Annotated in this window: 10 protein-coding genes; 4 read left to right on the forward strand and 6 right to left on the reverse strand. The window is 43.0% G+C overall.

The window, feature by feature from the left end; genetic code table 11:
* Window positions 1–145: 145 nt before the first annotated feature.
* Window positions 146–1,897, reverse strand: a complete 1,752-nt coding sequence (locus KS2013_RS02500) for a M28 family metallopeptidase (RefSeq protein WP_068989254.1) — start codon at window positions 1,895–1,897, stop codon at window positions 146–148.
* A 243-nt stretch (window positions 1,898–2,140) separates the two neighbouring features.
* Here KS2013_RS02500 and KS2013_RS02505 point away from each other — a divergent pair, with 243 nt between their 5' ends.
* The gene (locus KS2013_RS02505; RefSeq protein ID WP_068989258.1) at window positions 2,141–4,555 is read left to right on the forward strand and encodes a S9 family peptidase; all 2,415 of its coding nucleotides are present in this window, start codon (window positions 2,141–2,143) and stop codon (window positions 4,553–4,555) included.
* Between the two features lie 61 nt (window positions 4,556–4,616).
* On the opposite strand, the gene KS2013_RS02510 is transcribed toward KS2013_RS02505, so the two are convergent.
* Together KS2013_RS02510 and KS2013_RS02515 are read right to left on the reverse strand one after the other, a co-directional pair.
* Window positions 4,617–5,489, reverse strand: coding sequence for a BPSS1780 family membrane protein (locus KS2013_RS02510; RefSeq protein ID WP_068989262.1), 873 nt, complete (start codon window positions 5,487–5,489; stop codon window positions 4,617–4,619).
* Window positions 5,490–5,500: 11 nt separating this feature from the next.
* A complete protein-coding gene (locus KS2013_RS02515; protein ID WP_068989265.1) occupies window positions 5,501–6,112 on the reverse strand; it encodes a malonic semialdehyde reductase in 612 nt (203 codons plus the stop codon).
* Window positions 6,113–6,206: 94 nt separating this feature from the next.
* Here KS2013_RS02515 and KS2013_RS02520 point away from each other — a divergent pair, with 94 nt between their 5' ends.
* The gene (locus KS2013_RS02520; RefSeq protein ID WP_068989270.1) at window positions 6,207–7,022 is read left to right on the forward strand and encodes an SEL1-like repeat protein; all 816 of its coding nucleotides are present in this window, start codon (window positions 6,207–6,209) and stop codon (window positions 7,020–7,022) included.
* Between the two features lie 16 nt (window positions 7,023–7,038).
* On the opposite strand, the gene KS2013_RS02525 is transcribed toward KS2013_RS02520, so the two are convergent.
* Window positions 7,039–7,557 (reverse strand): thioredoxin family protein, encoded by a 519-nt coding sequence (locus KS2013_RS02525; protein ID WP_068989273.1) that lies wholly within the window; start codon window positions 7,555–7,557, stop codon window positions 7,039–7,041.
* Window positions 7,554–8,822, reverse strand: a complete 1,269-nt coding sequence (gene msrB, locus KS2013_RS11820; RefSeq protein WP_071890104.1) for a peptide-methionine (R)-S-oxide reductase MsrB — start codon at window positions 8,820–8,822, stop codon at window positions 7,554–7,556. Before msrB ends, KS2013_RS02525 begins: the two co-directional genes overlap by 4 nt.
* Window positions 8,823–8,859: 37 nt before the next feature.
* On the opposite strand from msrB, the gene KS2013_RS02535 reads away from it, so the two are divergent.
* Window positions 8,860–10,245 (forward strand): AmpG family muropeptide MFS transporter, encoded by a 1,386-nt coding sequence (locus KS2013_RS02535; protein ID WP_156768950.1) that lies wholly within the window; start codon window positions 8,860–8,862, stop codon window positions 10,243–10,245.
* Between the two features lie 24 nt (window positions 10,246–10,269).
* Here KS2013_RS02535 and KS2013_RS02540 read toward each other — a convergent pair whose 3' ends face one another.
* A complete protein-coding gene (locus KS2013_RS02540; protein ID WP_068989276.1) occupies window positions 10,270–11,025 on the reverse strand; it encodes a TIGR04219 family outer membrane beta-barrel protein in 756 nt (251 codons plus the stop codon).
* A 105-nt stretch (window positions 11,026–11,130) separates the two neighbouring features.
* On the opposite strand from KS2013_RS02540, the gene tcdA reads away from it, so the two are divergent.
* Window positions 11,131–11,931 carry a tRNA cyclic N6-threonylcarbamoyladenosine(37) synthase TcdA gene (tcdA, locus tag KS2013_RS02545; RefSeq protein WP_068994335.1) on the forward strand — a complete coding sequence of 267 codons (801 nt, stop codon included), beginning with the start codon at window positions 11,131–11,133 and terminating at the stop codon, window positions 11,929–11,931.
* Window positions 11,932–11,950: the final 19 nt, after the last annotated feature.

Below are 11,950 nucleotides of genomic sequence, written 5' to 3' on the forward strand. Positions count from 1 at the left end.
GTTTGATGGTGCTCCCTCCTTAGTAGCATCCTATGTCAATCCTTGAGGCTTTGCAAAGCTTATGAGAGTAGTCTAATGAAAAATTTTAAGGCCGTGTCAGAGAGTCCCTGACACAGCCTTAATTTGATTGGCTTAAAACTATCTGTTACTTAGTCTGTTGCATACTTTTGTCACGGATAGCTTTAAACTCTGTACCTTCATACCAGTTCGGGTAATTACCGCTGTTACTCAGCAGATAGCCAGCTTCGAAGAAGATGCGGATATCTTCCATCGCAGCGTTCCAAACCCAGTCTTCCTGATATTCGTCACAAAGGTTGTGATAGCACTCACTACGCATAGCGTCCCATTTCTCTGCAGCCGCTTTATCAGCATCATCACGATACTCAGTACCGCCTCCACCATAGACCGCTGGAACACCAAATTTAGCCAGGCTGAAATGATCTGAGCGATAATAGCCACCGCGCTCCGGTTTGCTTTCAGGGCGTAATTCACGACCTTGACGTTTGGCTGCTTGTTCAACGTAGGTTTCAACTTCTGACTTTGGATAGCCGACCACAGTAAAATCTTTCATACGGCCGCTCATGTTCATGCTGTCAATATTGAAAGCACCCACAATTTTGTTAAGAGGGACTATAGGATTGGCAGCAAAATATTTAGAACCTAAAAGACCCTGTTCTTCTGCAGTAACAGCAACAAAAGTTACGCTACGGTCAGGCGCTTCAGGCAATTGCTTAAAAGCTTGTGCAATACTGATAATGCCAGCTGTACCGGTTGCATTATCAATGGCACCGTTATATACGTGATCGCCTTCCATATTTGGACGAGATCCCAGGTGATCCCAGTGAGCCATGTAGATAACATGCTCGTCGGGCTTTTTCTTACCAGGAATCGTCGCGATAACGTTTGCTGACTGAGATTCTTTAATGGTGTTACTGATGGAAACAGATGCTTTGCTGTCCAACGGAACCGGTTTAAAGTCTTTGCTCAAAGCTTTTTGTTGCATCTCGGCCAGTTCAAGTCCTGACTGTTTGAAGAGGCTGTGAGCCTGATCAAATGTAATCCACATCTCTGCATCCAGCTTTGGCTCATCACCAGTACTAGGCAGGTGGTATTGAGGACCAGACCAGCTACTGGACACCACATTCCAGCCATAAGAAGCTGGCGCTGTTTCATGAATAATGATTGCACCCGCGGCACCTTGGCGTGCTGCTTCTTCATACTTATAGGTCCAGCGACCATAGTACGTCATTGCTTTACCTTGAAAGATTCCAGCGTCCGGCTGAGCAAAACCGGGGTCATTAATCAAAATAACTGCTGTTTTACCTTCCATATCAATGCCTTCATAATCGTTCCAGCCATATTCTGGTGCGACTACGCCATACCCAACATAAACCAGATCAGAATCTTTCAACTCAATAGATTCTACTGTTTTAGCAGTACCTGCTACAAAGTCAGTACTATATTCTAGGGTCGAGTCGCCTAGCTGAAGCTGCATATTAGCGTCAGCTTCAATGCTGATTAATGGAACCTGCTGAAAATAGCTGTCGCCATTACCCGGCTCTGCACCAACGGCTTCAAACTCTGCTTTCAGGAATTCTGTAGTTTTGCGACCGCCTTCCGTCGCTGGGCTTCGACCAGCAAACTCATCTGTGGATAAGGTCTTAACACGCTCTTTATATTGCTCAAGATCTATATTGTCATAAGCAGTCAGAAAGCTGTTCTGTGCCTTAGATGAATCAGTGCTTGTCTTGTCAGTTTCAGCCTTCTTTGATGCAGTTGTTTCCTGCTGTTTAGTTTCTGCAGGTTTTGCCTCAGAGGCGGTTTCTGATGAACCGTTGTCATTACAGGCAGAAAGTAACAGTGCTGCAATGGATAAACTCAGGGTTGTTTTGTTCATAGTACTACCTTTGGTCTGTTTAGTGGGCTCATATTACCCATGGCTAAGGCGAATCTCAATGATTTGATACAAAGGAAGGCGAAATAATATTAGTTAACACTAATGTTCAGTGGCTTTAATGGTTACATCACTTGACTGTATGCACAGGGGGGGTAAGCTTTATACCTTGATAAACCCTTTCCAAGTGAATTTTTGGGTTCATATTTGTTAGTGGGAGTAATTCTAGTGGTCTTAAAACAATCAATGAAGGCATGGTTGGCGACAGCGGGTGCATTAACAGCATTTGGTCTCATGTCCAGTATCCATGCAGCAGAGACGCAAAAAACATCAGCTCTGACTTTGGAGCAAGTGATGGCCTATCCTGACTGGATTGGTAATGCGCCAGAATCACCATATTGGTCAGATGATGGGCAGGCAATTTTTTATAAACAAAAGATGCAGGGACAGGATGAGCGTCGAGTATGGCGACTCGAGCTCGGCAACAATAAATTGACTGCTGTCAGAGATGCAGAGTTATTTGAAATAGACAGCCCTCAAGGTGATATCAGCCCGGATGGTAAATTAAAAGTCTATAACTTGCGTGGTGATCTATATCTGAAGTATTTGGAGTCAGGGGAAGTCAGACAGTTAACCAAAACACATGCTAACGAAGGAACGCCACAGTTTGTAGGTAATGACACTGTGGCCTATCGCGACGGTAATGGTTTCTTTACGATTGATGTTGGCTCAGGTCTGTTATCTCAGCTAGTAGACATTCAATTAAAGGACAATCCTGAAGACAAAGAAGAGGATGGGTATCTTGAAAAGCAGCAAACGAGATACTTTGACTATATTCGAGAGCAGCAAGAAAAGCGCGACTATAATAAAAAGCGTGAAAAAGAAATTACTGAAAGTAGTCCACGAACGGCAAATAATACTTGGTACCTGGGTGATGATAAGGGGATACACACTTTAAGTTTGTCACCTAATGGTAAGTTTGTGGTGTTGTCCACCTACAATAAGTCAGAAAGTGAGGGTAAGAATGACAACATGCCGCGATTTGTGACAGAAGACGGTTATGTTGAGAATGAAAAAGTACGCCCGTTAGTGGGGACTTACACACCAAGAAATGAAACCTTGTACTTGCTTGATCTAACCACTGGAGAAAAAACCGAATTAAATTACGACAGCCTACCCGAGTTTGATGACGACCCTCTGGCTGACATCAAACGTGCTACGGCTAAACGTAACGGTGAAAAGTATAAAGCCGATAAAGACCCGCGTAATGTTTTTGTATTTGACTGGATCCCTAATCAAGGTATTTCGTGGAATGATAGTGGCGACACCGCGGCAGTTTTATTATATTCAGCAGATAACAAGGATCGCTGGTTAGTAAGTATTGATACGGAAGACAAAGAGCTGGAAACAGAGCATCATCTAAGAGATAAGGCCTGGATCAATGACTGGAATTTTAATGATTTTGGCTGGGTCAACGATGACACTATCTATTTTACAGCTGAAGATACTGGCTATAGTCAGCTTTATGTAAAGGAGCTGGGTGATTCGCCTGATGCTTTAACTAAAGGGCGGTATATTGTGGATAGTGTGGTTAAAGATCCGAATAGCAATTATCTCTACTACAGAGCCAATAAAAAGCACCCGGGTATTTACGAGGTATACCGTGTTAAAGCTGATGGTAATGAGTCGGAAGTTGTTACAGACCTTGGCGGGAAAAATGACTTTGTATTATCTCCGGACGGTCAGAAGCTGGTGATTACTCACTCTGAGGCATTAAATCCGCCTGAGCTGTTTTTGGTAGATGCCAATGGTGGTGAGGCAAAACAGCTTACCTATACGACCAGTGAAAAGTTTGAGTCTATCCCATGGACACAGCCGGAATATGTAGAAGTACCTTCCAGAGATGTTGATCAGCCAATCTATGCTCGGTTATATAAACCAGAAGGTTTCGATGAGAATCGAGCTGAAAAGTACCCGGCGGTAATCTTTATTCATGGGGCCGGATATCTTCAAAATGCACATCAGGGCTGGTCTCTCTATTTCCGTGAATTTATGTTCCATACCTTCCTCAACCAAAAGGGGTATGTGGTGATGGATATTGATTATCGAGGTTCTGCAGGATACGGCAGAGATTGGAGAACGGCAGTATATCGCCAAATGGGTACTCCTGAGGTAGTGGATTTGATTGACGGAGCTAACTGGATGGAAGCAAACGTTAATGTGGATCGAGATAACGTTGGTATCTATGGAGGCTCTTATGGTGGCTTCCTGACTTTCATGGGACTGTTTACCGCACCGGAAGAGTTTGCCGCTGGTGCTTCACTGCGACCGGTAACCGACTGGGTTCATTATAATCATCCTTACACTTCAAACATATTAAATACACCAGAAGTTGACCCTGTGGCTTATGAGCGTAGCTCTCCGATCGAATTCGCGGAAGGCTTAAATAAGCCATTACTCATCGCACATGGAATGGTTGATGACAACGTTTTCTTCAAAGATACAGTGCGTCTTGTACAGCGTTTGATTGAACTGGAAAAAACGGAATATTTTGAGACGGCAATCTATCCTGTTGAGCCGCATGGCTTTAAGGAGCCTTCAAGCTGGCTGGATGAATATAAGCGTATTTATTACCTTTTTGAGGAACATTTGAAGGACTAATAAGTTTGCTGAAATAAAAAAGAGGAGCCTATGCTCCTCTTTTTTTGTCGGAAAACTTTTTCTACAAACTGTTTTCAGACTTACTGATATCACCAAGAAATATTTCACGATAAGCGATATATGTAGTACCAATACCAATAGGGATCAGCAATGAGGTAAGGGCAACGTCGATTATCAAGTTGATGTATGGATTAGTAACCAAGCTTCCAAATAGAGATAAAACCAAACTTGCAATCAGGGCTAAAACCAGTAAACAGATAATGGCGACGATAGCCAGAATAAGAACCGCAAAAAAGTTCTTCAGACCACCAACAAAACTGTTGCCAATTGCAGGAAAAGCTTTTTGACCACTAAAAAGTATCAGGCTGATGGCAAACCATGTCGCTAACGAGAATAATAAAATTAGCACGACAGCCCAGGGGATTGCTGGAGCAATTAACTTAAATAAAGAGCGAGCGTACTCTTCATCTCCGGCTTGAATTCTCGAAAAATCTACCCCTTGTAGAGCTTCAACACCAATGATTGACGTCAGAATAAAAAAGATTCCGAACATTAAACCTATAGCAATAATTGCATACAAGATTATCTGTCCAATTTGTTGATGCTGGAAAGCTTTAAATGTCTGCAGAGGCGAGATGCTTTCAGTTTTGGTGTAGGCCTTATGGGCTCCAATCAATAACCCAGCAATCAGTAATGGATTTACAATTGCCATCACATACCTCATTGGTGGAATAATGGCTGGGACCAGTGATGAAATCAGGGTATAGATCAGTGCTGCAACAAACCACTGCTTGAAGTGAGGCACATAAACTTCACTTAAAGCCCGTTCCAGCCAGTAGAATCCTCTAATAGGTGAAACGGTTTGGCTTTGAGCGGGCTCCGGTCCTTGGGAGGCCTGCTCATCCTCATGGATAAATTCATTGTTGTTGTCCATTGAGTAACCCTTTAAATAATTGAGTTAACATCATCAAAATCAAAGCGTGGACTACGAGGGAATAAATCTTTTTTTGTTCCGTAGCCGAGATTACATAAGAAGTTAACTTTTGTTTTTGTGCCTTCAAAGAAAGTTTCATTGATCTTTTTCGGGCTGAATCCAGACATAGGTCCACAGTCCAGACCTAGCGCGCGAGCGGCCATGATGAAGTAGCCACCCTGAAGTGAGCTGTTGCGGAATGCCGTTGACTCAATAAATTTGTCATTACCTACAAACCAGCTTTTGGCGTCTGTGTGTGGGAACAGCTTAGGTAGGTGCTCGTAAAACTCCATGTCCATACCGATGATTGCGCAAACAGGAGCGTTCATGGTTTTTTCCACGTTTCCTTCCATCAGGCATGGCTTTAGCTTTTCCTTTGCTTCGTCGCTTTTGACAAAAACAACACGCATCGGACAGCAGTTAGCGGATGTTGGTCCCATTTTTACCAGATCGTGTAGTTTATGAAGCAGCTCATCAGATACCTCCGTATCTTCGAAGTCATTGTAAGTTCTTGCTTCGTTAAATAATGTATCTAGAGCTTCTGGCGTAAGTGGTTGCGCGTGTTGTTTTGTTATATCAGACATATTTTCCTCATAAAGAAATTACGGAATTTAGGTGCATTTTACCGATTGTTTTACCATAATAAAGGTATCTATAGCGTGAATTTAACGATAACCCATGATTTTTAACATTAACTGGACAACTATCATTAAGGTAGGATGCCTGGCATCCTTATGCCTGATGTTGCTTATTGGCTGCAATTCCGGCCAAGATCACGCTAGTTTATGTAAAAACCACTTTCAAGCGAAAAGTTATCAGGTCGCTCTTAAACATTGCCAGCAAGCTGTCGACAATGGCGATGTTGAAGCTCATTACTATCTGGGAATGATTTATATCAGAGTTGAGGGCAAAGACGAGCAGGGACGTAAACTTATCTACAAAGCCGCTGAAGAAGGGTTTACCAAAGCAGTTTTCCATAAGACCGTAGAAACCCTGCTTGAATCGGACAGTCCCGAGAAGTCTGCGGCTGCGCTCAAAAAGATGCAGGTATTTGCTGAATCTGGGGATGATGTTGCTCAGTTTTGGATGGGTAATGTCTTTCTGTTTGGTTACGCCGGACAAAATAAAAGCCCGAATGAAGCCAGTTACTGGTATCAGATGTCAGTACAACAGGGCAATGTAAGAGCTATGAATAATCTGGCATGGATAAAGGCTTTAGCACGAGACAGTGCTTTATTCGATCCGGAAGGAGCGATAGAGCTCGCCACTAGGGTGGTAAAAAAATACCCTGATAGCCATGGTTATATCGATACTCTGGCTGCAGCTTATGCTGCTAATGGACAATATGATAAGGCGCTTGATACTCAGACCCGGGCTCTGGAGCTGGTTCGAGAAGGAAAATGCCAAAATTGCTCACAGAAATTACTCGATTATTATCAAAAGCATTTGCAGCGTTACCAACAGAAAAAGCCGTTACAGGAAGAGCTGCTTTAAGGTTGAGGCAGTTATCCTATTTTTGCCGCGGGAGCATGTTAGCTAACTGGACATCAATAGGCCCGTCACTTTGCTCAATAATACGACCTAACTCCTGGTTGTCTTGATACAAGATAATAGTAGGGGTATATCGAACCTCAGCTTGTTGCGCGAGCCCGTTACTGTCATTTTTACTTCTGTCCAGTGCTACCATAGTGAGAGTCACCCTCGGGTTATTAATCGAGTTATAAAATTTGATCAGGCGCGGCACTTCTCTCTGGCTATCATGACACCAGGTTCCTAAAAATACCTTGATATCAGTTGATGCCGTAGTGGCATTAAAGCTTTCTATCGAGGCTTTTACTGGTTGGTACCCGCTCCCTGCATTAAATATCGGGTAGTTTGTCTGTAGTTCCTCAATAGAAATTAGGCCCTCTGCATCAACATGCTGATTGAATCGACTCTGCTGCTGCGCTTGATGTTGTTTTTGTTGCAGGCTGCATGCTGTCAATACAGTTAAGGCAGTGATCAAGAGCCCAGTAGCTTTTAATTTCATGAGTTTTCCTTAGTAAAATCAAGACTGACTGAATTAACGCAGAAGCGCTGCCCAGTTTCTGTTGGACCATCTTCAAAGACGTGACCTAGATGGGAACCGCACTGGGCGCATAGAATTTCAGTTCGGTGCATGCCATGACTGGTATCTTCGCGATAAGCAATGGCCTTGTTATCTTCTGCTCTATCAAAGCTAGGCCAGCCACAGCCTGAGTCGAATTTTGACTTATCAGTAAAAAGTGGGTTGTGACAGCAAATGCAACGATAGAGCCCTTTATCATTATGCAAATTATAGCTTCCGGAAAAAGGAGGTTCGGTACCATGCTGCTGGGTAACCTGATAAGTCATGGAGTCGAAGCTGTTTGCTGCCTGTTCTCTTAGTTCTTTCAATGGAGGATACTTAATGTGGAATTGGCTCCATAGTCTCCAGTTATAAGGCATCGGTAGGCCAAGGTCCGTAGCAACATCGAGTAAGTATCCATTAATGCTATCAATTTCTGTGGTTGTCCCTTGTTTCACGTCCTGTAGCATTGATGACTGATTATTGGCAGTGGAACCTATAACGTCGAGGACTTTTGACTTTAGTCCATCGGCAATCGGTAAATCCAAAGCTTTGGCTAATTGCTGGTTTTCATTTATCAGTGCTAAAACCATGGGCTTCATCTCAGGAAGTAATAAGTCACCGTTCTTGCACTGATGTATTGCAGTTAGAGGATTAACGATAGCGTTAATGAAGAGTTTCTGCCACAGAACAGACTTGATATCTTCAGTCCAGCTTCCTTGAATTGCAGACAACATGTTCTCAGAGAGCCAGTCTGGCTGTGTTTCTTTATTAAGGCTGCCAAATCTGATACGTCCTTCCCCCGCATGCTCAACGACCTGCGAGCTCTGCTTGAAAGCGCCGTGAGTGTTACTGGCAAAATAAATATTCTTAGAGTCGGTATACTTCTGGGCCAGCTTGTCATGCCCCATGCCGTTCTGAAATAGCACCACGGACGTTTTGTCATCAATCGCATGAGATATACTTTGCAGAGCCGACTGCAGCTGGTGTGATTTCACGCAAACCCACAGGTGCCTTATTTCATCACAATCTGAAGCGGTTATTGTTTTGATTTCGTGGTAAGTTGGTTGCCCTTGTTGGACAAGCTGCCACTGCTTAGCGTCCAGGTCATGCCCAGGCTTTACAATTAACTGGCATTCGATAGACGCTTCAGTTAGTTTATGGGCTAGAAGCTGACCGATAGCGCCAGCACCAAGAATTGAAATCATAGCAAACTATAATTAATGAGTTGAGAATAATCTTATAGTGATCTTAGCAAGAATAAAACTTTTAAAAAGCGTAAAAAACTTTGTTTACTTCCAGCCGGAAGTTTTCAGAATGCTATTTCTGGGATTTTCCGCAGGACTCCCATTGCTTTTAGTACTGGGCACCCTGTCACTCCTTCTAAAAGATGCAGGGATTTCAAGAAGTGAAATTGGCTTTGCCTCCTGGATTGGTTTGGCTTATTCAATAAAAGTGGTTTGGTCTCCAGTTGTTGATAACTTTAAGTTACCAATCTTAAGCAGGTTGTTGGGTAAACGAAAGGGCTGGCTACTTTTTGCTCAGATTGGGATTGCTACAGGCCTGTACCTTATCTCCCAAACCGATGCTGGAACACATACAGAAAGGTTATTGGTGTTTGCCCTTATCACTGCTTTCCTGTCTGCCACCCAGGATATTGTAATTGATGCATTTCGTGTTGAGTCAAATGATGAAAAGGAGCAGGGTGCAGCCGCAGCAACTTATATCATGGGGTACCGGATCGGAATGATAGTTGCAGGAGCAGGAGCTTTAAAAATTGCCGCTAGTTTTGATTGGGAGTTTAGCTACCAGATTATGGCGTTATGTATGCTTGTTGGTATCTTAGGTGGGCTATTGTCACCGGAACCCCCCCACAAAAAACAAGTTTTAGGTGAAACAGACCTGGAAAAAGATATTTCAAATCAATTGCTTAAGCCTTTTAAAAATAGCCGGCAATCGCTTAAAACCAAAATCCAAAATAGTCATGTTTTTCTATATTTTGTTAAAGCAATCCTATCCCCATTTGTAGATTTTTTCAGGCGATATAAATGGTGGGGACTGGTCATTATTGCTTTCATCCTCTCATTCAGAGTGAGTGATATCGTCTTAGGTGTTATGACAAATGTATTTTATGACGATATGGGGTTTACCAAAGACGAGATAGCTGATTACTCAAAGATTTACGGAGTAATCATGACTATTTTGGGCGCCTTTATAGGTGGCTATGTGGTTAATAAAGTAAAGATATTGTGGTGTTTGCTTTGGGGCATTCTGTTAGTGATCCTGACGAACTTACTTTTTGCCTATATGGCTACACAACCAAAAGATGTGGGATTTCTGATCGCTGTAATCAGTGCTGACAATATGGCGGGCGGATTTTCGATGGGTGTTCTAATGGCTTATTTTGCTACCCTGATCAATCAAGAATTTACAGCAACACAGTTCGCTCTGTATACATCCCTTATGACGCTTACCGGGAAAATATTAGGAGGTTACAGTGGTGTTAATATTGATAACTGGGGTTATCCAATGTTCTTTACTTATGCGGCTTCTCTAGGCATTCCTGCACTGATTTTGATAATGGCATTACTGTACAGAGAAAGGTTGATACAAAAAAAAGGCGCTGATTAGCGCCTTTTTTGATGTGTGTTGCATTTACAGATGAAGAGTAAATCCAGCATAGTAGCCATCGAACTTAATATCACTTGCTAAGCTATCAAAGTTATCGAACTCGATGTCAAAAGTACGGTAACCGAATTCAACACCAAAGCCTGTGCCGCCTTCATAAGCGATAAAGCCTTTGATATCAGAGATTTTATCACCCGACTTTTCACCGATATTTGCAGTTACGCCAGCGCTTAAGCCTGTAAGAGGGAAGTCGAACTGTGCTTTACCATAGGCTGTAGGGATGGTTCCACTCAAATCAAGCGTTGACCCTACTGTACCTGACGTTGCCTGGTAGTTTACTGACATGAAACCGTCAAATTCTTTAGCGTTAAGGCCAAGATCAAGGTTAACCCAGTTATCGAGTAACTCATAATACAGCGTATAGTCAGTATGCGATAAATCGTATGCTGACGCTACTGCACTGCCTTGCGGGAAGGCAAGATCGTTAAAAATAAACGACTGAGTAGTGGTACCTGTCGCTTTACCTTCCAGGTTAGTCTGTTGAACTTTAACGTTAGGCAAGAATGGAACTGGATGCTCAAATGCCACGTAATAAGTATTATCGTCATTATCACTAAAACCTAGGTCCTGATTCAAATCAATGTCACCGCCGCCAGTGCTGATAATGCCCTCAGCGTCATAGTTCCAGTTCTCTGTACCAGCGTATAAACCAATAAAGTCAGCGCTTGCCGTACCGGAAGCAACCAGAATTGTAGTTGCTGTAAGAAGTTTCTTTAAAGTCATTGTCATCTTCCTCTTAGAATTTTTGGCTATTCTATCGCTTTTTAAGTGTAAAAAATACCAACAGTTCAGCACTCTTACTTAATAGTCGTAATGCTTGTTATAATCATGCCACTAATTTTGTCAGTAGAGATATTTGTGGATACACGATTTGGCGGCATTGCACGTCTATATGGTCAAAAAGCACTGGATAAGTTTAGACGGACTCACATTTGTGTCATTGGTATTGGGGGCGTTGGTTCTTGGGTTGTCGAAGCTCTGGCTCGCTCTGGAGTTGGTGCTATTACCATGATTGACCCGGATGAGGTGAGTGAAAGCAATATAAATCGCCAGCTAGTTGCGCTGGATAGTACCATTGGGCAAGGTAAGGGTGATGTTCTAAAAGAGCGAGTTTCTGATATTAATCCAGAGTGCAAGGTCGCAATTATTGAAGATCTGCTAAAACCTGACAATACCCGTGAGTTGATTGGTAGCGGCTTTGATTACGTCATTGATGCGATTGATAGTGCTCGTAGCAAAGCCGCGTTGATAAGCCATTGCAAGCGTAACAAAGTGCCGATTGTCTGTATTGGTGGTGCCGGGGGGCAGATCGATCCACAGCAGATTACCGTAGCCGATATAACCCGAACCCATAATGACCCTCTGCTAGCGAAAACCCGATCTATTTTGCGATATGACTATGGCTTTTCAAGTAATTTAAAGCGTAAGTATCAGGTTCCTTGCGTCTACTCAACCGAACAGCTATCTTATCCACTCCCGGATGGCGGTATAACTAACCAAAAACCAGATTCTGATAGAGCATTACGCATGGCGTGCGATGTTGGCATGGGGTCAGCCACCCATATAACTGCCACTTTTGGCTATTTTGCAGTGGGGCTTGTGTTACAAAAAGTTGCTAAAAAAGCATAATAAATTGCCGTATCCTTGG

Source organism: Kangiella sediminilitoris, from assembly GCF_001708405.1.
GTDB classification, from domain to species: Bacteria; Pseudomonadota; Gammaproteobacteria; order Enterobacterales; family Kangiellaceae; genus Kangiella; species Kangiella sediminilitoris.

Excerpts from the sequence above, each read along its gene's own strand:
- KS2013_RS02500 (WP_068989254.1), bottom strand. The coding sequence starts at position 1,897 with ATGAACAAAACAACCCTGAGTTTATCCATTGCAGCACTGTTACTTTCT.
- KS2013_RS02505 (WP_068989258.1), top strand. The coding sequence starts at position 2,141 with ATGAAGGCATGGTTGGCGACAGCGGGTGCATTAACAGCATTTGGTCTC.
- KS2013_RS02510 (WP_068989262.1), bottom strand. The coding sequence starts at position 5,489 with ATGGACAACAACAATGAATTTATCCATGAGGATGAGCAGGCCTCCCAA.
- KS2013_RS02515 (WP_068989265.1), bottom strand. The coding sequence starts at position 6,112 with ATGTCTGATATAACAAAACAACACGCGCAACCACTTACGCCAGAAGCT.
- KS2013_RS02520 (WP_068989270.1), top strand. The coding sequence starts at position 6,207 with ATGATTTTTAACATTAACTGGACAACTATCATTAAGGTAGGATGCCTG.
- KS2013_RS02525 (WP_068989273.1), bottom strand. The coding sequence starts at position 7,557 with ATGAAATTAAAAGCTACTGGGCTCTTGATCACTGCCTTAACTGTATTG.
- msrB (WP_071890104.1), bottom strand. The coding sequence starts at position 8,822 with ATGATTTCAATTCTTGGTGCTGGCGCTATCGGTCAGCTTCTAGCCCAT.
- KS2013_RS02540 (WP_068989276.1), bottom strand. The coding sequence starts at position 11,025 with ATGACTTTAAAGAAACTTCTTACAGCAACTACAATTCTGGTTGCTTCC.
- tcdA (WP_068994335.1), top strand. The coding sequence starts at position 11,131 with ATGCCACTAATTTTGTCAGTAGAGATATTTGTGGATACACGATTTGGC.